The 21,184-nt window shown below is 35.5% G+C and carries 15 protein-coding genes and 4 pseudogenes; 7 read left to right on the top strand and 12 right to left on the bottom strand.

Annotated features, from left to right (window positions below; all coding sequences use genetic code 11):
• Nucleotides 1-728: 728 nt before the first annotated feature.
• Both fsa and NL281_RS03325 read right to left on the bottom strand, forming a co-directional pair.
• A complete protein-coding gene (gene fsa / locus NL281_RS03330; RefSeq protein ID WP_155968460.1) occupies nucleotides 729-1,370 on the bottom strand; it encodes a fructose-6-phosphate aldolase in 642 nt (213 codons plus the stop codon).
• A gap of 361 nt (nucleotides 1,371-1,731) precedes the next feature.
• A complete protein-coding gene (locus NL281_RS03325; protein WP_006280029.1) occupies nucleotides 1,732-1,917 on the bottom strand; it encodes a hypothetical protein in 186 nt (61 codons plus the stop codon).
• 139 nt (nucleotides 1,918-2,056) lie between these two features.
• Here NL281_RS03325 and NL281_RS09170 point away from each other — a divergent pair.
• Nucleotides 2,057-3,159, top strand: a pseudogene (locus NL281_RS09170) (IS3 family transposase).
• Nucleotides 3,160-3,639: 480 nt separating this feature from the next.
• Here NL281_RS09170 and folD read toward each other — a convergent pair.
• The 5 genes from folD to NL281_RS03290 all read right to left on the bottom strand — a co-directional run bounded on the left by folD (nucleotide 3,640) and on the right by NL281_RS03290 (nucleotide 7,900).
• Complete coding sequence (folD, locus tag NL281_RS03310; protein WP_155968464.1) at nucleotides 3,640-4,518, bottom strand: bifunctional methylenetetrahydrofolate dehydrogenase/methenyltetrahydrofolate cyclohydrolase FolD; 879 nt, start codon at nucleotides 4,516-4,518, stop codon at nucleotides 3,640-3,642.
• Nucleotides 4,502-5,077, bottom strand: coding sequence for a UbiX family flavin prenyltransferase (locus NL281_RS03305; RefSeq protein WP_038249916.1), 576 nt, complete (start codon nucleotides 5,075-5,077; stop codon nucleotides 4,502-4,504). The genes folD and NL281_RS03305 overlap by 17 nt, the downstream gene beginning before the upstream one ends.
• Complete coding sequence (locus NL281_RS03300; RefSeq protein ID WP_010082293.1) at nucleotides 5,070-5,336, bottom strand: DUF2312 domain-containing protein; 267 nt, start codon at nucleotides 5,334-5,336, stop codon at nucleotides 5,070-5,072. Before NL281_RS03300 ends, NL281_RS03305 begins: the two co-directional genes overlap by 8 nt.
• Before the next feature lie 13 nt (nucleotides 5,337-5,349).
• The gene (locus tag NL281_RS03295; protein WP_253303620.1) at nucleotides 5,350-6,633 is read right to left on the bottom strand and encodes an HlyC/CorC family transporter; all 1,284 of its coding nucleotides are present in this window, start codon (nucleotides 6,631-6,633) and stop codon (nucleotides 5,350-5,352) included.
• A gap of 88 nt (nucleotides 6,634-6,721) precedes the next feature.
• A complete protein-coding gene (locus tag NL281_RS03290; RefSeq protein ID WP_253303619.1) occupies nucleotides 6,722-7,900 on the bottom strand; it encodes an aspartate aminotransferase family protein in 1,179 nt (392 codons plus the stop codon).
• A 275-nt stretch (nucleotides 7,901-8,175) separates the two neighbouring features.
• Between NL281_RS03290 and NL281_RS03285 the strand changes: the two genes are divergently transcribed.
• The 3 genes and pseudogenes from NL281_RS03285 to NL281_RS03270 form a co-directional block, all read left to right on the top strand.
• Entirely contained in the window at nucleotides 8,176-9,348 is a 1,173-nt protein-coding gene (locus NL281_RS03285) for an NADH-quinone oxidoreductase subunit D (RefSeq protein ID WP_253303618.1), read from the top strand.
• Between the two features lie 882 nt (nucleotides 9,349-10,230).
• Nucleotides 10,231-11,328, top strand: a pseudogene (ltrA, locus tag NL281_RS09165) (group II intron reverse transcriptase/maturase).
• Nucleotides 11,329-11,434: 106 nt separating this feature from the next.
• Nucleotides 11,435-12,597: pseudogene (locus tag NL281_RS03270) on the top strand (IS4 family transposase); the annotation flags it as partial.
• A gap of 216 nt (nucleotides 12,598-12,813) precedes the next feature.
• Here NL281_RS03270 and ygfZ read toward each other — a convergent pair.
• Entirely contained in the window at nucleotides 12,814-13,620 is an 807-nt protein-coding gene (gene ygfZ / locus NL281_RS03265; protein WP_253303617.1) for a CAF17-like 4Fe-4S cluster assembly/insertion protein YgfZ, read from the bottom strand.
• Between the two features lie 186 nt (nucleotides 13,621-13,806).
• Between ygfZ and NL281_RS03260 the strand changes: the two genes are divergently transcribed.
• Both NL281_RS03260 and groL read left to right on the top strand, forming a co-directional pair.
• Nucleotides 13,807-14,088 carry a co-chaperone GroES gene (locus NL281_RS03260; protein ID WP_173862895.1) on the top strand — a complete coding sequence of 94 codons (282 nt, stop codon included), beginning with the start codon at nucleotides 13,807-13,809 and terminating at the stop codon, nucleotides 14,086-14,088.
• A 100-nt stretch (nucleotides 14,089-14,188) separates the two neighbouring features.
• Nucleotides 14,189-15,838, top strand: coding sequence for a chaperonin GroEL (gene groL / locus NL281_RS03255; protein WP_253303616.1), 1,650 nt, complete (start codon nucleotides 14,189-14,191; stop codon nucleotides 15,836-15,838).
• A 728-nt stretch (nucleotides 15,839-16,566) separates the two neighbouring features.
• Here the strand turns inward: groL and NL281_RS03250 are convergent.
• Nucleotides 16,567-17,237 (bottom strand): annotated as a pseudogene (locus NL281_RS03250) (transposase); the annotation flags it as partial.
• A 187-nt stretch (nucleotides 17,238-17,424) separates the two neighbouring features.
• Nucleotides 17,425-18,660 (bottom strand): IS4 family transposase, encoded by a 1,236-nt coding sequence (locus tag NL281_RS03245; RefSeq protein ID WP_253303615.1) that lies wholly within the window; start codon nucleotides 18,658-18,660, stop codon nucleotides 17,425-17,427.
• Nucleotides 18,661-18,682: 22 nt separating this feature from the next.
• On the opposite strand from NL281_RS03245, the gene NL281_RS03240 reads away from it, so the two are divergent.
• Complete coding sequence (locus tag NL281_RS03240; RefSeq protein WP_253303447.1) at nucleotides 18,683-20,017, top strand: IS4 family transposase; 1,335 nt, start codon at nucleotides 18,683-18,685, stop codon at nucleotides 20,015-20,017.
• A gap of 260 nt (nucleotides 20,018-20,277) precedes the next feature.
• Here the strand turns inward: NL281_RS03240 and NL281_RS03235 are convergent, their stop codons facing one another.
• On the bottom strand, nucleotides 20,278-20,700 hold the full coding sequence (locus NL281_RS03235; RefSeq protein WP_253303424.1) for an IS4/Tn5 family transposase DNA-binding protein: 423 nt from the start codon (nucleotides 20,698-20,700) through the stop codon (nucleotides 20,278-20,280).
• 25 nt (nucleotides 20,701-20,725) lie between these two features.
• Nucleotides 20,726-21,040 (bottom strand): TrbC/VirB2 family protein, encoded by a 315-nt coding sequence (locus NL281_RS03230; RefSeq protein WP_253303715.1) that lies wholly within the window; start codon nucleotides 21,038-21,040, stop codon nucleotides 20,726-20,728.
• Nucleotides 21,041-21,184 lie beyond the last annotated feature (144 nt).

Genomic DNA, 21,184 nt, shown 5'->3' with positions numbered 1-21,184 from the left:
TGCTATCTGATTTAGTTTTCTTTGCACGTTATTCCAACCTCCGTTGTATTGGCATAGCAATTCCTAAACCAGTCACTATATTGCTGACCGCTTCCCCTTGTATGTGGCTTTCCCACACTCTGAGTACTATCAATCAGTCCGACTTCCTTTATATCTTCCGTCAGTACTCGCCTTTGTTGACTTGTTCCAACGTACCTTAATAGGAATACAAAGGATCTCCCAAGTTTACGTAAACTCCATCTCAACACGTGATACGGCCTCAGATCCCGATAGAGTGAGTGATAACTTGCCCTATTGTTACCCTTCTTGCTGTCTTCCACTATATGCAACGTGTCGACCTCTATGACATCGAGAATTTCGGGACTCAATACCTTCACTTTCGTTGTACCCTGTGTTGTCCATTCCACTAGCTTTACTACGCTCGTTACCTTACGCAGCATAGTGGTTTGTTCCAGCCTGCTGGCTAGGCTTTGCCTGGGTTGGATTTTCACCAACTGGACTTTACGCACTTTGCTTGGCGCACGCATGTTTCACCTAAAAAGGACACATTTTAGACTTCTTTGTTGAAATAAAACAGAAACAAAAGTGCTGTTTATTGCACTCTTTGGATAATTTAATGATAAAAAATTTAGAGAGAAATTTTATACACTATCGCTGATATTTTTCCTTAAGTTGACGCCATTGCCTGAACGGATACGCCAATTTTTATGTTCATTTGTAACCGTTTATTATTTTACACCCCAGTCTTTTTCAAATATTGCTAGCCCTTGGTCAGTAAGTGGGTGATTAATTAATTGTCTAAGTACTTTTGCTGGCACAGTAATTGAATCAGCACCAAGCCTTGCAGCTTCTATTACATGCGCTGGGCTTCTCACTGATGCAACAAGAACTTTAGTATCAAAACCGTAATTAGAATATATAGTACATATATCTTCTATTAGCGATAAGCCATCATAGCTTATATCATCAAGGCGACCAACAAAGGGGGAAATAAAACAAGCACCGACCTTAGCGGCAAGCAGTGCTTGTCCAGGAGAAAAACATAATGTGATGTTAACAGGTATTTTATGCTCTGTCCATAACTTTTTACAAGAAATTAATCCTTCATGTATAAGAGGTAATTTGATCACAACATTATCAGCAATTTTTGCTAAATTCAGACCTTCTGTGATCATCTCTTCATGGCTATCTGCAACAACTTCAACACTAACAGGCCCTTTTATAATAGAGCATATTTCACGCACTAAATCCTCGTATTTATCTTTACGCCCGGACTTTGCTATTAAAGAAGGATTAGTTGTTATGCCGTCAATGAACTCCTTTAGTTCTTTAATTTCATTTAAATCAACGCTATCAAGAAAAATTTCCATATTAATCTCCTATAAAAAAAATACCCTTGCAAAATCTTGTCATCCTACCGCTTGACTTACAACCGTATGAACTTCCTGCGTTGTAAACATCAAACGGCCGATAACACAACTGTACAAATATTGAGACATAAGAGTAATTTGTACCAAGAAAAAAGATGTCATCCCAGTGCCCAGACCCCTTAGACAATGTACCATCTTTTGATTTTGTCCATTCTGGGCGGGGTTTTCAAGTTCTTTGATCTTAAATACTACATCTACTTTATCAAGATCAATGTTGACTTCTTTTACTAATGTCCTAATAAGACTACGTTTGGCTTGCCAATCTAGGTCCGATTTAACACTAGAATAAAAGCCCTTTATGCTATTTATAATAAGATTCATTTTCTGCCGTATTCCCTTTTACCTTTTTCTTCTCTCCTTTAATCTCTTTTAAACGTTCCTTCATTTTTTTTATTGCCTGCTTAAAGTCTTCCTTACTTATAGTTAGTGCATACTTTGTTGCCGTAAAAACTTCTGGTACCCAAACAATTGTAATAAGTATACACAATCTTTGTCAACTATTTTCGGCACTGGTATATAAATCCAATTCTCTTCATCTGTACTATAAATAGAGTGACCTTACCCAGAAAAAGTGGAGAGAAAGAAAGGAGTTTTTTCGGGTAAAATAAAATTTTGGAGGATTAGAAATGGCAAGAGAATATACGGCAGAATTCAAATTGGAAGCTGTTAAGCTGGCAAATGAACAAAGAAAGGTAGGTCAACCAGTTGCAAAAGTAGCAAGAGATCTAGGAATAAGGGATAGTGTATTAGGAAAATGGATGAAGAAATATAACGAAAAAAAGTCAGCGGCAAATGCATTTCCAGGTAGAGGTAACATGGCTCCTTACGACAAAGAGAGGTTTGATTTACAAAGCAAGAGTAACAAGGGAAAGAGACATTTAAAAAAAAGCCCTGGCCAGTCAAAAAGAGTAAAATATTTTTTTATAAAAGAGCATAGTAACTGCTATAAAGTACAGGAATTATGTAGGATTTTCTGCTAGTGGCTACTATAAGTGGACCACAAGGAAAATAAGCAGTAGAGAATCAGCAAATAAAGAGTTATTAGCAGATATTCAAAAAATATATCAAGCTTCTAAATGTAGATATGGAGCTCCTAAAATTCATGCTGAATTAAAGGCTTTGGGTAAAAGTTGCAATTTGAAAACGGTGCAAAGTATTATGCAGAAAAATGACATCAGGGCTATACTGAGAAGAAAGTTTAAAATTAAAAAACAACAAACAGATAATAGAGCTGTAGCTCCCAATATACTAGATCAAAACTTTATTGTTGATCAACCAAATAAAGTATGGGATTACTTACATCAAAACCAAGGAGGGATGGCTATATTTGGCAGCAATAATTCTCACGTATGGTAGTTAATGAGTAGTGCAATAAATAAACAATTGGTTATGAACTCTTTATTAATGGCCATTAATAGGCGTAAACCTGTTAAAAATCTACTGCTGCACAGTGACCAAGGTTCACAATATACTGCGCAAGGGTATCAATATCTCTTAGCTGTAAAGAATATAGATGAGTAATAAAGGCTGTTGTTACGACAATTCTGTTGCAGAAAGCTTCTTCAGTTCTCTAAAAAGGGAGTTACCAATAGACACCTCTCGGCACTCTAAACAGCATATCAAAACTGCTATATTTGAATATATAGAAATTTTTTATAACAAACAACGTAGACACTCCACTATTAACTATTGCATTCCTGAGCATTTTGATTCATCACTCTCTTTGTGAAAAACATTCCAAACTTTCTCTCCACTTTTTCTGGGTAAGGTCAGATACTATAAACTATAAAAAAATTTCTCCGATAGTTCATATAGCAAGTAAATTCACAAAATGAAGACTATTATTTTTATTACAGGTGTATCTACGGTTGGAAAATCAAGTTTGGCTCATATATTAGGTTCAAAGCTTTTTATGCCTAGAAACTTTGCAATTCCACTAACTATAGCTAACCCAAGAAAGGTTTCCCTACGTCATACCGCCGCGGTATCTCAGCATAGATTCCGCTAACGAGTAGCGGAATGACGAATTTGTTGTTTTTCAAATTGTAGGTAAACCTAAGCCACTTTAGCTATACTTGTAGAGAAAAAAGAATAGATGATGATCCTAAATATTTAATAAATTTGACTACTGAGGAATTTCAAAAATCTCAATTTTTTATTAATTGTGATATGGTACATTCTATCTTCATATAGCTTTCCTCTTCATACCTCAACTAATGAAATCAGAAGCATCAACTCCCTTTTGCAAGCAAGCAGCAATAACAGTGTTCATCATTAGAAATGCAATGGTCATTGGGCCAACGCCCCCGGGTACTGGGGTCATAGCTTTGGCTTTCCCTTTTATTCCCTCAAAGTCAACATCACCTACAAGCTTTCCTACGTTAACGCTATTTATGCCAACATCGATCACTATTGCACCTTTCTTTATCCAGTCTGCTTGAACAAAATTTGGCTTTCCGACTGCTGCAACTACTATATCCGCTTTAGAGCAATATTCAGCTAAATCCTTGCTTTGTGAATGCAAGATGGTGACAGTGCAGTTTTCTTGCAATAGCAGGTAAAACATTGGCTTGCCCACGATATTTGACCTACCAATTACCACTGCGTTTTTACCGGAAAGGTTCTCTTCAATTGACTTAATTAAATGCAAAGAACCTTTAGGAGTGCAAGGTATAAGGCAGTTTTTTTCACCTTTAACTAATTTGCCAACGTTTTCATCATGAAAGCCATCTACATCTTTTTCAACACTTACTGTGTTAATTACTCTGCTTGCACTAATATGATTTGGTAAAGGCAATTGCACTAAAATGCCATGCACAGATGGATCTTCATTTAATTCATTGATTTTTTCAATTAATTCATCTTCTGAAATATTATCAGGCAAAACAATGGTCTCAGAACTTATGCCTATTGATTCTGCTTTTTTCTGTTTGTTGCGAACATAAACCTGACTTGCTGGATTGCTGCCCACGAGAATTACTTTCAGGCAAGGAAAAATGTTATACTCTCTCTTTAAAATATCAATTTTTTGTGATAGCCTCTCACATAGATCATTTGCTATTTTTTTACCATCAATAATAATTGTCACTTCCTTGCCACTCCTTAAAGTCGGGTAATTTGATATCAAATAAATCCAATACTTTGCCAACAGAATGATTAATAATATCATCCAACGATTTCGGTTTAATATAAAAAGCAGGCACTGGTGGAGCAATAATTGCTCCCATCTCCGTTAATTTTAACATATTTTGTAAATGCCCAAGATGCAGTGGTGACTCTCGCACCATAAGAACTAACTTTCTTCTTTCTTTTAGCGTTACATCTGCAGTCCTTGTCAATAGATTGGAAGTAACACCTGATGCGATTTCAGACATTGTCTTCATAGAGCATGGTGCTACAATCATCCCTGAGGTTTTAAATGAGCCGCTTGCTATTTTTTCTCCTATCTTTTCTTCAGAATAGTAAAAATCTGCAAGCGATGTAATATCTTCAAGTTTTTCTTTAATCTCGTGAGCTAAAGTTATTTTCCCAGCACGACTTATCACTAAATGAGTTTCATAATCGACGTCTTTCAACGCTTCTAAAATACGCACACCGTAAATAGAACCAGATGCTCCACTTATTCCAATTACAATTCTGCTATTCACTTAACTCTTCTTCGTAGCTCATTCCCAATGCACGTTTATAGGTATCAAGCAATATTTCTTGTTCCTCTCTGTCATCATCATCCATCTTCCTCAGCCTAATAATTTGTTTCATCACTTTTATATCCCAACCTTCATCTGCGGCTTTTGCATATACATCACGAATGTGATCTTGCACATCCCTCTTTTCTTGTTCAAGTTTTTCGATTCTCTCTATGTAACCCTTCAACTCTTCAGCCGTTATTTTTACTGTATCTTCCATGAAACTCCACTAATTAATTGCTGCCACTAATATTACCAGTTTTTACTTGCACTTCAACAACAGTAATAATATTTTCATCTTTTTTTAAAATCTTAAAGCGAAAACCATACATGGAAAACTCCTCGCCTTCGTCAGGAATGCGCTCTATTTCATTTACAATCATACCTGCTAGAGTTGTAGCTTCTTCATCAGGGAGATTCCAGTATAACTGCCTGTTAATGTCCCTAATAGTAGATTTTCCTTCTATGTGATACATATTATCAGATATTTTCTTTATAAAATTCTCCGTAATCAAATCATGTTCATCCGAAATTTCTCCAACTATTTCTTCCAGTATATCCTCAAGAGTTACAATTCCCTGCAGTGCTCCATACTCATCAATAACAAATGCAAGGTGTTTCCTGTTCTTACGGAAGTTGTGAAGTTGCACGCTGAGCGGTGTACTTTCTGGTATGAACCAAGGCCTTGACATAACTTGGGTAATGTCAACTTCTTCCGCTTTATTATTCTTTTCACGCAAAGCATTTATTAGAGCTTTCACGTGAATTACACCTACAATGTTATCTGGTTCCTTCTGCCATAAAGGTACTCTACTGTGACTGCTGGTTAAAATCTCTCTTATTAACTCTTCTTTATTCCGATCTATATCAAGAGAAAATAGGTTTCTTCTATGGGTCATAATTTGTGATATCTCTGTCTCAGCCAAATCAAGTATGCTGCTTAGCATATCTAAATCCTGTTGCAACATAGTTCCTTCACTGCGGTGAAGAGTAATCATATTACGCATTGCATCCGCTGCAGATATCACTTCCTTATCTTTATGCAGCCCACATAATTTTAGGATGAGGTTAACAATAAATTGAATACCTAGTGTCAATGGAGAAAAAATCTTTACAAAAAACAATACAAAATAAGCAGAAAATGATGCAAATTTTTCAGGATTTTGAATAGCATAAGTTTTTGGTAGAACTTCGCAGAACAATAAAATACAAAATGTCATTATAATTGTTGATAGGAGAATGCCCTCATTTCCAAAAAGATTGATAAATATTGCTGTAAATAAAGCAGAGCAAGTAATATTAATAATTGTATTGCCGAGCAATACCGTTCCTATTGTCAATTCTTTCCTATTTAATAAGCGATCTATTACCCTGGCTTTTTTGTTACCGTCTAGCTTTAGCTTATTAACTCGAGAACGGCTAATTGAGGTTAAGCCTATTTCTGCTCCTGAGAACAAAAACGATAAAACTAACAAAACAAAAATTGCTGATGATACTAAGACCAATAACCAATCCATTAAAGTACGATGTTATTGTGATAAAAAATAAAATTAATTTTACATGTTATGAGAGGCATTTGCAAGCCTGAATTTATATTGCCGAATTTTATATACCTTTAATCTTAAAAAACAAATCATAAAGCATATTACACGCTGCGTTCACATGCTCATCCTCAATGATAAGTGGTGGGGTTACCCTTACTACTTTGTTGTTTAAAACCCTAGTTATTATTAAACCTTTATCAAGAGATCGACTAATAATTTTATCAGTTACAGGAGTTGCTAGTTCTATTCCCATTAGTAACCCTTCTCCACGAACTTCTAAAATCATCTCAGGAAATTCTTTAGCTAAAAGCAACAGCTTTTCTTTTAAATCTTTACTAATTTTTTTAACATGATCAAAAAAGCCTTCTTTTAGCATTATATCGAGCACTGCATTACCAACAGTCATGGCAAGTGGATTGCCACCATAGGTTGATCCATGAGTTCCTGGAGTGATTGCTTCTGCTATATAATCTTTCACTAAACATGCAGCTAAAGGAAAACCGTTACCCATAGCTTTTGCACAGGTTAGCATATCAGGTTCAATGCCGACATTTTGATAATGAAATAAAGAACCGATGCGTCCATATCCGCACTGCACTTCATCAAAGCACAAAATTATTCCTTGAGCTTTTGTTATTTCCCTTACTTTTTGAAGATATTCTACGTCTAGTGGATATACTCCACCTTCGCTTTGTATGGGCTCTAAAAATACAGCAGCTATTTCATTGTTGATTTTTTCTTCTAATGCTTTAATGTCATTTCTTGGCACTTTATCAAAACCAGAAAGGAGCGGAGCAAAACCTTCGCGTGATTTTTCATTGCCTCCAGCAGAAATTGCAGCAATACTGCGGCCATGAAAGCCTCCTTCAATTGTAATAATACGATTACGTTTTGCTTGCCCTTTTGAATAAAAGTAACGACGAATAAACTTAATTGCAGCTTCTGTTGCTTCAAGCCCACTTGAGCAGAAAAAAACTTTATCTGCAAAAGTAAGGGTTGTTAAACGCTCGGCAAGCCTTTCTTGCTCGGGAATAGTGAAAATGTTAGAGCAGTGCCATAATGAGCTCGATTGCTCTTTCAGCTTATCTGTAATGTATGGATGACAATGCCCTAAAGAAGTTGTAGAAATACCTGCAGCAAAATCTAAATATTTTTTACCATCTTTATCAAAAAGATATGCCCCTTCTCCCCTGACTATAGGAGTGTCAAGTCTATTATACGCATTAACAACATGATCCATTTTATAAGTATTGTGGTATTATCTATACTATACCTGAAATGAATCCATTAACACAAAGCTTTTCCTTTAACCTCTTATGCTACTTCAACTAAAAATTTGGCTAATGCAAACCTTTTTTGTCATTCTATAGCTAAAGTGACTTGGTTTTACCAACACTTATTAGCCATTGTAAAAGTTTTTGTTTCTATTGAATGATAGTTGTAGCCTATGCAAGAAGTTTATTGACTTTGAGCGCACTTTAGCCTATACAATTTTAATATCTTAAACTACTGGACATGCCCGATCTAAAGACAATGATGTTAAATTTTGGACCTCAGCACCCAGCTGCACATGGAGTGTTGCGTCTTGTTTTAGAGATGGATGGTGAAGTGATCGAGAGGGCAGATCCCCATATTGGGCTTTTGCACCGCGGTACTGAAAAATTAATAGAACATAAAACGTATCTTCAAGCTTTGCCTTATTTTGATCGCCTTGATTACGTATCACCAATGTCACAAGAGCATGCATATTCACTTTGTGTGGAGAAATTGTTGCAATGTGAAGTGCCAATTAGGGCAAAGTATTTACGTGTCTTGTTTTGTGAACTGACGAGAATACTAAATCATTTACTGAACGTTTCTTCTCAAGCACTTGATGTTGGAGCAATGACCCCTCTTTTATGGCTCTTTGAAGAAAGAGAAAAAATACTGGAATTTTACGAAAGAGCTTCAGGTGCAAGGTTTCACGCAGCTTACATCAGGCCAGGTGGAATTGCAGCAGATGTTCCAGAAGATTTGATTGAGGATATTGCAAAGTTTATAGAGCAATTTCCAAAATATATAGACGATGTTGATGAACTTTTAACAGAAAATAGGATATGGAAGCAACGCACTGTAGGAATTAGTGAAATATCAATTAAACAGGCACTTGATTGGGGCTTTAGTGGCCCAATGTTGCGCGCTGCTGGGCTTGCTTGGGATTTGCGAAAAAGCCAGCCATATGAGATATATGATCAACTAGATTTTGATATACCGATCGGCCAAAATGGCGACTGTTATGACCGTTATCTAGTTAGAATGGCAGAGATTAGGCAATCTATCAGTTTGGTGAAGCAGTGCATAGAGAAAATGCCTGAAGGGCCAATAAAAACTGAAGATAGAAAAATTTCTCCACCGTCAAGAGCAGAGATGAAAAAATCTATGGAAGCTCTGGTTCACCATTTTAAGCTCTATTCAGAAGGATATCACGTACCAGAAGGTGAGGCTTACGCAGTTGTTGAGGCACCAAAAGGTGAGTTTGGAGTGTATATAGTTTCAGATGGTACCAATAGACCTTATAGGTGCCGAATAAGAGCACCTGGCTTTGCGCATTTACAAGCCTTAGACTTTATGGCAAAAGGACACATGCTTGCTGACGTTGCAGCAATTATTGGCTCACTCGATATAGTTTTTGGTGAGATTGATAGGTAATCATTGGTACCCGTTCAGGCAATGGCGTCAACTTAAGGAAAAATATCAGCGATAGTGTATAAAATTTCTCTCTAAAACTTTTACCATTAAATTATCCAGAAGCCGCAGGAAACAGCACTTTTGTTTCTATTTTATTTCAACAAAGAAGTTTAAAATGTGTCCTTTTTAGGTGAAACATGCGTGCGCCAAGCAAAGTGCGTAAAGTCCAGTTGGTGAAAATCCAACCCAGGCAAAGCCTAGCCAGCAGGCTGGAACAAACCACTATGCTGCGTAAGGTAACGAGCGTAGTAAAGCTAGTGGAATGGACAACACAGGGTACAACGAAAGTGAAGGTATTGAGTCCCGAAATTCTCGATGTCATAGAGGTCGACACGTTGCATATAGTGGAAGACAGCAAGAAGGGTAACAATAGGGCAAGTTATCACTCACTCTATCGGGATCTGAGGCCGTATCACGTGTTGAGATGGAGTTTACGTAAACTTGGGAGATCCTTTGTATTCCTATTAAGGTACGTTGGAACAAGTCAACAAAGGCGAGTACTGACGGAAGATATAAAGGAAGTCGGACTGATTGATAGTACTCAGAGTGTGGGAAAGCCACATACAAGGGGAAGCGGTCAGCAATATAGTGACTGGTTTAGGAATTGCTATGCCAATACAACGGAGGTTGGAATAACGTGCAAAGAAAACTAAATCAGATAGCAGTAAGAGCCAGGCAAGATAAACGATTGAAATTTAATCGTTAATTCATCTGATAAACGCAGAGAATCTTGCTGAATGTTATAAAGAGCTAAAGCATAACAAAGCATGCGGTATAGACCAGGTGACAGTAGAAGCTTATGGAGAAAATCTTGAAGAGAAGCTCAACACTCTGGTGGATAGTATGAAAAGAAAGCGATATCAACCGCAACCAGTGAAAAGAGTATATATACCAAAAGCTGGAAGCAAAGAGAAACGCGGGCTTGGAGTACCGTCTACAGAAGATAAGTTAGTCCAGATAATGCTGAAGAAGATATTAGAAAATATTTATGAAGCTAACTTTCTGGATAACTCATATGGTTTTCGTCCTGGTAGAAGCTGTCATCAAGCGGTAAATGCACTAAATAAAGCAGTTATGTACAGACCAACTAACTATGTAGTAGAAGTTGATATCAAGAAATTCTTTGATAATGTCCAGCACAAATGGCTAATGAGATGCTTGAGAGAACGGATAACAGACCCAAACATACTGTGGTTAGTAAAACGATTTCTTAAGGCAGGAGTAGTCGAAGCAGGACATTATGAAGCAACTGAACTAGGCACACCTCAGGGGGGAATAGTAAGTCCTATACTAGCTAATATATAGTTGCATTATGTGCTGGATTTGTGGTTTGAAAAGAAATTCAAGCTAAGATCTAAAGGTTATATGGAGCTAGTTAGGTATGCAGACGATCACCTGATTTGCTGCGAAAGAGAAAAAGATGCTAGAGAACTCTTAGAGTCACTGAAACAAAGGCTAGGAAAATTTGGACTGGAAATATCTGAAGACAAAACAAGAATAGTAAAGTTTGGCAAAAAGGAGTGGCAACAAGGAATAAGGGAGAAACGAAAAACGGAAAGTTTCAACTTTCTAGGATTCACCCATTATGGTACAAGGAGTCGTAAAGGTAGAGTAATGGTAGGTCATAAAACCTCGAAAGAAAATCTATCTAGAAAACTTAAAGAAATCAAAGAATGGGTGAAAAAGATCCGAAATAAAGTTCACCTTAAAGATTGGTGGTCAATACTTAAAGCAAAACTAACAGGACACTATAACTACTTCGGAGTTAGCGGAAATTACCGGTGGTTGAATAAATTCTTCTGGCGGGTAATCAAGCTAGCGTATAAATGGATAAACCGACGTAGTCAGAAGAAGAGTATGAATTCAAAGCAATTTATACACTATCTACAAGTTAATCCATTACCAAAACCAAGAATATGCTACTCATTATATACAAAATAGGAAATGCTGTGAATACTACATTGTGGAGCCGTGTGCGGGAAAGCTGCAAGCACGGTTCTGGTGGGGGAGTCATAGCGATAAAACTTAATCAGGAGGATTTAAAACTATGACTTCTACCAAACAAAAAGGAAAAAATTTTATTCTACAAATTAAAAATATAATATACTCGAAAGCTTTTCAGAGAATCCATTGTGTTGAGTTTTACACGAACAAGAAAACTTCCTTTTTCGGCAGTATTTTCTATGATTTTAAAGTTAGTTAAAAAAAGTTTGGGAATAGAATGTGAACTTATGGAGCCATTGACATGTACCCTCAAAGCAAGCTTTTTCTAAAGCAAGATATAAGATTTGTCATACAGGTTTTAAAGAATTTAAGCATCCAAACAGCCTATCAAGATGAGCCTGAGTTGGAGAGGCTATAGGCTTATTGCAGCAGATGGTTCTGGTATGAGATTACCCAGCTCTGAGGAAATTGTATCCGAGTTTGGCCGCTTTAAACCAAATGGAACAACAGGCACAATGCCACCATTGGCAATTTGTTTGTTGATTTGTGTACTTCGCTGATTTGTAGTGCTCGTCTTGCGGCTTGGAATATAGGTGAACAAACGTTGGCGGAAGAGCAATTACCCGAAGTTATCACTCAAATGCGTTCATTAAATCAAAAGAAATTATTATTTATCTATGATCGTCTTCAGTAAAATTCATTCAGCAGCATTATGATTTGGAAGTAGATTTTATTTTTCGCTTGCAAAAAAGAAATTATAGCAAGCTATGGGAACGAATTGCATCTGGAGAATTAGATTTCGATTTTATATTAGAAAATGAAAAGCTAAAAAATAAAATGAAAGGACAGAAAGTAAGAGTAATAGTGCTGACATTAGCCAACGGAGAAACAGAGGTATTGGTTACTTCACTTTTTGATCGAGAAAAATTTACTTTGGAAGATATCAGCAAAGCTTATGTATTAAGGTGGCATATAGAGGAGTGCTATAAACGACTCAAAATAGGTGCAGAGTTAGAGAATTTTTCTGGCGTAAATTTAGAGGCTGTATTACAAGAATTTTGGGCAAACTTAGTCATGTGTAATATATTGTCGCTTCATATGTGTGATGCACAAGGGCCTTGGAATCCAGATCAAATTGCTGAGTATCGTTTAAATTTTTCAGTTTTATTTGGTGTAATGAGGCAGAAACTCTATCAGGTACTTATTGCGCCAAAAAACTTTCAAGCCCTTTTTGATAGAGCAAGTATACGCGCTAAAGTTAAAATCTTACTATTACCCACAAATAAAAACATAGTATTGTATTTACTCAAATAATTTAATTTTATTAACCTGAAAGCTTATTAGATTAAAATTATTAAACTAAGAGTTATAATTTTAGCAACTAAAAGCTGTAAATTGCACCATATAAACAGTTATTTCAAGCAAAAGTTATGCCATTAAGAGCTATGCAACAAACATTTATATTTGTGGGTAATAGTAAGCTTAAGACTTCAACGTCTTAACGCACCTAACTCCATCTGCATATAAATTTGCATGGCTCTTTCCAGTATTAAGCAATGCAAATCCAATGTTGTCTACACTAGAGCGCAGTTCCCCTATTTCCTCATTGTTTTCATTTGTCACTTTAGTGCCAATATCTGGAAGTGCGTTATCCCCCTCAACAAGGTAAAGTTTTCTTCTGAATATTTCTTGTCTGCTCATTCGATTTACAACTTCCTGACCTATATAACACCCCTTATTAAAGCTTATACCGTTTACCTTATCGATTAAAAATTGCAGCGGAAACGATGAATTCTGCACCATATCTTTCGCTCCATCTGGAACGAGATTTTGAATTCTGACTTTTTCATACTGAGTAAAATCCCCAACCGGCTCTTTTATTTCATCTTTATGTATGATCCTCATTCCTAGCAGCTTGTGCCTTGGATCTTGAAAAATAACTTGTGACTTACCACTACACTCCGCCAACTTAGTATTAAACAAAACTCCAACCTTATATAGTGCGCTAACGTCTTTAATCTTCACTCTCAAGTAAGTTTTAAGCAAATCCAGTTTCTCGATTATTTGCTGCAAGTGCATGTTTTCGCACTCTAAGAGGGTGTATTTACCATATTCAATAAGAAAAAAATCATATAGATATTTTCCCTGAGGGCTAAGCAATAAAGAGTAAATGGCTTTTTGGCTATCCAACTTATTAATATCATTGGTTATAATACCCTGCAGAAAATCTTTAGTGTCAGGCCCATATAGCACTATCACACCACGACTTAAAAATGGTATATAACTCATGAAATCTCTATAAATAAATCTAAATTCTATTATATAACATTAGGCTCTTTTAGAAACTGCTTTTGGCGTGCATATTTTATAATGGCGTGCATATTTTACAAGCTCCAGCCCTTGAAATCTAACTTACGAGTATATATATATAAACTTATAAGTTAATTTGTTGATGAGGAAAAACAAATGTCAAGTATAAGTTTAAATGTATTAGATGATAGCGTGCTGATCAAGCCTATTAGCGAAGAAAAGCAAGGTGGAATTGTGCTTCCATCAAGTGCTGAAAAGAAACCTACTAAAGGTGAAGTTATAGCAATTGGTGAAGGTTCACGCAATTCAAGTGGCGAACGCGTAACTTTAACTGTGAAAGCTGGTGATAAAGTGTTCTATCGCCAATGGGCTGGTACAGAAATAGAACATAATAATGAGAAGCTTATCGTGATGAAGGAATCCGATATACTTGCTGTCATTAAGTAGCAGTCTTTATTTTACTAAACTGAAACAAAGCGCAACATAGCGCATTGTAAATGATTTTATTATAGTTTTCTAAATTTTTTATTAACAAGAGGTGATAAAAATGACTAATGTAGTAGTATCAGGTGAGCAGTTGCAAGAAGCCTTTCGTGAAGTTGCAGCAATAGTGGATTCAACGGTAGCAATAACTGCAGGACCTAGAGGAAAAACAGTAGGGATTAATAAGCCCTATGGAGCACCAGAAATTACAAAAGATGGTTATAAGGTGATGAAGGGTATCAAGCCTGAAAAACCATTAAACGCTGCGATAGCAAGCATCTTTGCACAAAGTTGTTCTCAATGTAACGATAAAGTTGGTGATGGTACAACAACGTGCTCAATACTAACTAGCAACATGATAATGGAAGCTTCAAAATCAATTGCTGCTGGAAACGATCGTGTTGGTATTAAAAACGGAATACAGAAGGCAAAAGATGTAATATTAAAGGAAATTGCGTCAATGTCTCGTACAATTTCTCTAGAGAAAATAGACGAAGTGGCACAAGTTGCAATAATCTCTGCAAATGGTGATAAGGATATAGGTAACAGTATCGCTGATTCCGTGAAAGAAGTTGGAAAAGAGGGTGTAATAACTGTTGAAGAGAGTAAAGGTTCAAAAGAGTTAGAAGTTGAGCTGACTACTGGCATGCAATTTGATCGCGGTTATCTCTCTCCGTATTTTATTACAAATAATGAAAAAATGATCGTGGAGCTTGATAATCCTTATCTATTAATTACAGAGAAAAAATTAAATATTATTCAACCTTTACTTCCTATTCTTGAAGCTATTGTTAAATCTGGTAAACCTTTGGTTATTATTGCAGAGGATATCGAAGGTGAAGCATTAAGCACTTTAGTTATCAATAAATTGCGTGGTGGTTTAAAAGTTGCTGCAGTAAAAGCTCCAGGTTTTGGTGACAGAAGAAAGGAGATGCTCGAAGACATAGCAACTTTAACTGGTGCTAAGTACGTCATAAAAGATGAACTTGGAATCAAGATGGAAGATCTCACGCTTGATGATCTTGGTACGGCTAAAAATGTTAAAATTACTAAAGATAATACCACAGTTGTCAGCGAAAATAGCGATTCTGACAGTGTGAAAGCTAGAATCGAGCAGATTAAATCTCAAATTGAAACTTCAACTTCTGATTATGATAAAGAAAAGCTAAGAGAACGTTTAGCGAAATTATCAGGTGGCGTTGCTGTGCTCAAAGTTGGTGGAGCAACTGAAGTGGAAGTTAAAGAACGTAGAGATAGAGTCGAAGATGCGCTGCATGCAACAAGAGCTGCAATTGAAGAAGGTATAGTTCCAGGTGGTGGAGTTGCGCTTCTTTATGCTTCATCTGTTCTCGACAAATTAAAAGGTGCAAGTGACGAAGAGCAAATAGGCATAAACATTATCAAGAAAGTTCTCAGTGCTCCAATTAGAAGGTTAGTTAAAAATGCTGGTCTTGAATCTGCTGTTATAATTGACTATTTGATTAAGCAGAATGATAAAGAGCTTATATACAACGTTGAGGCTATGAATTATGCTAATGCGTTTACAGCTGGTGTGATTGATCCAGCAAAAGTGGTGCGTATTGCTTTTGAAACAGCGGTATCTGTTGCGAGTGTGCTGATAACTACTGAATCTATGATAGTTGATGTACCAAGCAAAGAAAATGCTTCATCTCCTATGGGTGCAGGAGAAATGAGTGGCATGGGTGGATTCTAAGTAGAATGAAACCGTGGAGCAATTGCTCCACGGTAGTTCCAAAAAATCTCACATTTTACTATTCGTTAAAGGTAATACGTTTGGTGCAGAAATGCACTACTGTTTGCATCCGTTTCACTCCTTTATATTGTGGTTGTCTAATAACAAAAAGGCAGCATAAGAAAACTATAACCCCTAGTATATTTATACTATAGCTGACCCAAGCAACACGTCATACCGCGATTCATTCCACAACTGTACGAACATTACAATATGGCACATAGTAAACGATGTCATGAAAGTAGCTGACACTGGGATGACACCCTTTTGGATGGAAACCAGTGTCACGCACTGGCATGACACCCATTTGTTCCTATAGTTGTCTTTTCTCGTCTACCTTATTTTGCCACTCTGCTGAACAGACAATGGCGTCAACTTAAGAACTTTCATTAGCAAACTCTCCTAAAGACATGATGGCGTTTGGGCTTATCTACCTTATCGCGGCTATACAATCGTCCCGGTCGGATTTTAACTCTTACTATTACCCACAAATAAAAACATAGTATTGTATTTACTCAAATAATTTAATTTTATTAACCTGAAAGCTTATTAGATTAAAATTATTAAACTAAGAGTTATAATTTTAGCAACTAAAAGCTGTAAATTGCACCATATAAACAGTTATTTCAAGCAAAAGTTATGCCATTAAGAGCTATGCAACAAACATTTATATTTGTGGGTAATAGTAAGATTTTAACTTTAGCGCGTATACTTGCTCTATCAAAAAGGGCTTGAAAGTTTTTTGGCGCAATAAGTACCTGATAGAGTTTCTGCCTCATTACACCAAATAAAACCGAAAAATTTAAACGATACTCAGCAATTTGATCTGGATTCCAAGGCCCTTGTGCATCACACATATGAAGCGACAATATATTACACATGACTAAGTTTGCCCAAAATTCTTGTAATACAGCCTCTAAATTTACGCCAGAAAAATTCTCTAACTCTGCACCTATTTTGAGTCGTTTATAGCACTCCTCTATATGCCACCTTAATACATAAGCTTTGCTGATATCTTCCAAAGTAAATTTTTCTCGATCAAAAAGTGAAGTAACCAATACCTCTGTTTCTCCGTTGGCTAATGTCAGCACTATTACTCTTACTTTTTGGCTTTTCGTTTTATTTTCTAGCACAAAATCAAAATCTAATTCACCAGATGAAATTCGTTCCCATAGCTTGCTATAATTTCTTTTTTGCAAGCGAAAAATAAAGTCTACTTTCAATTCATAATGCTGCTGAATGAATTTTAATGAAGACGGTCGTAGATAAATAATAATCTATCTTGATTTAATGAACGCATTTGAGTAACGACTTCAGGTAATTGTTCTTCTGCTAACGTTTGCTCACCCACATTCCAAGCTTACTTTATGCTGCTGAATGAATTTTAATGAAGACGGTCGTAGATAAATAATAATCTATCTTGATTTAATGAACGCATTTGAGTAACGACTTCAGGTAATTGTTCTTCTGCTAACGTTTGCTCACCCACATTCCAAGCTTACTTTTACCCACAAATGTAAAAAGTGAGTAAGCTAAATAATTTAGGATCAAAATGATAGAAACAAGTACAAGCGTGCAATATACAGATGGCTTAGGGGATAAATGGCATAAGTGTTGAAAGTATCAAAAATAACGTGATATGAGATGATCAACGGCATGTAAATTACCTCCCGACAGTAAAACAATCGAACGTCATTTAGATCCAATGTGAATTGCAGTAATGCTATTTTGAACCCATGTAGATTATTTTTGATTTTATAAACAAGAAATAACAAAGCCGTAATAATAATCATGTAAATATACACCTTCATGCCATTCATAGTATGGCTTAAAAAGTGCTTATATCCAAGATTTTGCTTTATAAATTTAAAGAACATTTCTATATCCCATCTGCGCCTATATAGCTCTGTTACTTCATAAGCTGGCATTTCAAACAAGTTTGTCAAAAACCATATTTCATCTCCAATTTTATTTCTGATTTTTATTAGCCGTAGATCATGCTTTTCTGCCACTTTACCTCGTGCACGATAAAGATTAACTATTATATCTTCTAAAATCTCTGATCCATCCGATTTTTGTTCTCTTATAACTTTGTTCCTGCTTATAACATCATGTTTTCTTCCTACTTTAACTCTTGTGATAAATTTGTACTCCTCTTCATCAAATTCGGCAAAAGTTCCAACTTTTCTGATTCCTCTATCAAATAATAAAATATCCTCTTTTTCAACTTTAGCTTCATTAATTGCTCTCACTAATGCTATATCTTCACTACTTTCTTCTTGTCCTTTACAAAATCTTATACTTGTCGGCAATTGATCCTTTAATCCTACACTCACTTTAACTTGACTGTCGTTACTTTTACCGCCTATTTTTAGCCCATCTTTTATGAGATATCCCGATAAATTTATGATCGTCGAATCAAACTTATGTAAGTTATTTGATGTTTTTTGGGGTAATAGCTTTTTAATCTTGCTCATCAAATCAATATATACTCCCTTAAAATATTCTGGATTTATAACTTTTAACCTTTTTGACAAACCACTGTATGTTACTGTACTTTTATCGCTATTCTTATCCATTATACACCTGTTTATTACCATTTCTAGCGCTCTTAGGCTTGTTTTTTGCCCCATTAATATTAACTTCATTAGACCTTTAAATATAATCTTGCCCAACAATTTAGTATTACATTTATCTACTTCACTTAATTTTCCTAGCCTTTCTAAATCCTCATCTTTTATTAAATTTAGTACTCTTTCTATTTGATCCATTATTGCCTCCATTTTCTTGCAATAATAGTTCTTTATGTCTTTTTTGTGTTACTTTCAACACTTATGGGATAAATGGCTGGAAAGAGAGTTAAAACACATTAATTTGGGAGATAAAAGGCTTAATAAAAGGCTTATAAAAACAAGTTATTGCATAGAGGGTAAGGCATCTGGTTCAATTAATCAAAGCTGTAGTGGGTGGAAAGAAGCTAAGGGTGCATATAGATTATTTAGCAATGAAAAGCTTGAAGATAAGGAAATTTATTCTTCCCATTATAAAGAAACTAAGGAAAGAATAAAAGGAAACCAGTTGGTCTTTTCAGTTCAAGATACAAGTTATTTGGATTTTGACTCTCATATAAAGACCAAGAGACTAGGCAGTATTTCTAAAGCTTATACAAAGCATAAAATGGGTTTACTGTTGCATAGTGCCTTAATAGTCAGCAGAGACGGATTACCTTTAGGTCTATCTTCCCAACAATGTTGGGCGCGTTCTATTAGGGAAGAAGAAACGGCACAAGAAAAAGCAAACAGAAAATACCGTACCTCCATAGAAGAAAAAGAAAGTTATAAGTGGATAACAGCTCTTAAAGAAACTATAAACAACCTTCCTCCAAATGTACAACTTGTTACCCTTGGTGATAGGGAAGCAGACATCTTCAAATTTTTATGGGTGGCTGAGACGTTAGGTAGTTTTTATGTAATCCGCAATCGAGCTAATAGAAGATTTATCTGTACTGAAGTCGGAAAAACAGATTTGCAAACACGCATCACTCAACTGCCAGTAAAAAAGAAAATTTCTCTAGAAGTTACTAAAGGTGGAAACCAGAGATCAAGGAAAGCTAATATTGAAGTTAAGTATATGAAAGGCTATATACCTATCAGATCTTCTTCCATTTATGGGTCAAAAGATACAATACATAAAATAAGTGATAAAATCCCTGTATATGTGGTAAGTGCAAAAGAAACAAATCCTCCTGATGGATTGGAAGCTATCGACTGGACTCTACTAACTAATGTACCGATTAATAATACTTTAGATGCCATAGAAAAGATAAATTGGTATAAGCTAAGGTGGAAAATTGAAGAGTATTTTAGGATTTTAAAATCAGGATGTAAGATAGAAAGCTCCCGCTTAGCTACAAAAGAAAGATTACAGAAGTTAATTGCTATAAAAAGTATAATCGCGTTTAAAATTTTATATTTGACAAAAGTGGCTTTATCAAATCCCATGGAAATTTGTACTAAAATTTTAAGCAACGAAGAGTGGAAGGTCCTTTACATGCGTGAGTATCGGGTAGCAACATTACCCGAAGAACCTCCAAACATAAAACAAGCTATTATTTGGTTAGGAAAATTGGGTGATTTATGAATAGAAAAAGTGATAATTTACCAGGGTCTATGACTCTATGGCCTTACTATTACCCACAAATATAAATGTTTGTTGCATAGCTCTTAATGGCATAACTTTTGCTTGAAATAACTGTTTATATGGTGCAATTTACAGCTTTTAGTTGCTAAAATTATAACTCTTAGTTTAATAATTTTAATCTAATAAGCTTTCAGGTTAATAAAATTAAATTATTTGAGTAAATACAATACTATGTTTTTATTTGTGGGTAATAGTAAGCTCTATGGCGGGGCTATGAAAACCTTAAGGAGAGCATTGTTATGCTTCACATCATAACCTCTCAAAATTGTGGGTAAAAGTAAGGTCTTTATATGAGAGTCAAAATCCAAATAACTTGTATCTTGAACTGAAAAGACCAACTGGTTTCCTTTTATTCTTTCCTTAGTTTCTTTATAATGGGAAGAATAAATTTCCTTATCTTCAAGCTTTTCATTGCTAAATAATCTATATGCACCCTTAGCTTCTTTCCACCCACTACAGCTTTGATTAATTGAACCAGATGCCTTACCCTCTATGCAATAACTTGTTTTTATAAGCCTTTTATTAAGCCTTTTATCTCCCAAATTAATGTGTTTTAACTCTCTTTCCAGCCATTTATCCCATAAGCCATCTGTATATTGCACGCTTGTACTTGTTTCTATCATTTTGATCCTAAATTATTTAGCTTACTCACTTTTTACATTTGTGGGTAAAAGTAAGGGTTTGACCTTTAAAAAGACAACAAACTTCTTTTTCTGTTACCTTTGTTACAATTTGAGGAGCACCAAAAAACACAGCAACAAACATACCCAGTGCGAAAAGTGCAGGCCAAGGCATTCTGCCAAATATTGCAAGTAAGCTTGAACCAATTATTACCACTGTAATCATTGGTCTACCTATTCCATGAACGTAACCTATTACATTACACATTACATCTGTTGCTCCATCAGCGTGTGCATCAAATGCATAGAAAACTATAAATAGAATTACAAGAAAATTTCTCATTGTTCTTTCAATAATCATGCCTGATTGTTTCTTATTTTAATAAAATTTCAGTAAATAGCTTTTTTCAAAAATTATGCTTAACCCAATCAATATTTATTTATTACTGCCTTTTTAATACTATAATTAACTCAGTTGATTTTTATC

The organism is Wolbachia endosymbiont of Phyllotreta cruciferae (assembly GCF_918697765.1).
Lineage (GTDB): Bacteria > Pseudomonadota > Alphaproteobacteria > Rickettsiales > Anaplasmataceae > Wolbachia > Wolbachia pipientis.
The sequence above is the reverse complement of the archived record's forward strand: the minus strand, read 5'-3'. Positions and strand labels throughout refer to the sequence as shown.

What these genes read in the sequence shown, in the direction of transcription:
- groL (WP_253303616.1), top strand. Translation starts at nt 14,189, where the DNA reads ATGACTAATGTAGTAGTATCAGGTGAGCAGTTGCAAGAAGCCTTTCGT.
- NL281_RS03295 (WP_253303620.1), bottom strand. Translation starts at nt 6,633, where the DNA reads ATGGATTGGTTATTGGTCTTAGTATCATCAGCAATTTTTGTTTTGTTA.
- NL281_RS03290 (WP_253303619.1), bottom strand. Translation starts at nt 7,900, where the DNA reads ATGGATCATGTTGTTAATGCGTATAATAGACTTGACACTCCTATAGTC.
- NL281_RS03245 (WP_253303615.1), bottom strand. Translation starts at nt 18,660, where the DNA reads ATGGAGGCAATAATGGATCAAATAGAAAGAGTACTAAATTTAATAAAA.
- ygfZ (WP_253303617.1), bottom strand. Translation starts at nt 13,620, where the DNA reads ATGAGTTATATACCATTTTTAAGTCGTGGTGTGATAGTGCTATATGGG.
- fsa (WP_155968460.1), bottom strand. Translation starts at nt 1,370, where the DNA reads ATGGAAATTTTTCTTGATAGCGTTGATTTAAATGAAATTAAAGAACTA.
- NL281_RS03240 (WP_253303447.1), top strand. Translation starts at nt 18,683, where the DNA reads ATGTCTTTTTTGTGTTACTTTCAACACTTATGGGATAAATGGCTGGAA.
- NL281_RS03235 (WP_253303424.1), bottom strand. Translation starts at nt 20,700, where the DNA reads ATGATAGAAACAAGTACAAGCGTGCAATATACAGATGGCTTATGGGAT.
- NL281_RS03230 (WP_253303715.1), bottom strand. Translation starts at nt 21,040, where the DNA reads ATGAGAAATTTTCTTGTAATTCTATTTATAGTTTTCTATGCATTTGAT.
- NL281_RS03285 (WP_253303618.1), top strand. Translation starts at nt 8,176, where the DNA reads ATGCCCGATCTAAAGACAATGATGTTAAATTTTGGACCTCAGCACCCA.
- NL281_RS03300 (WP_010082293.1), bottom strand. Translation starts at nt 5,336, where the DNA reads ATGGAAGATACAGTAAAAATAACGGCTGAAGAGTTGAAGGGTTACATA.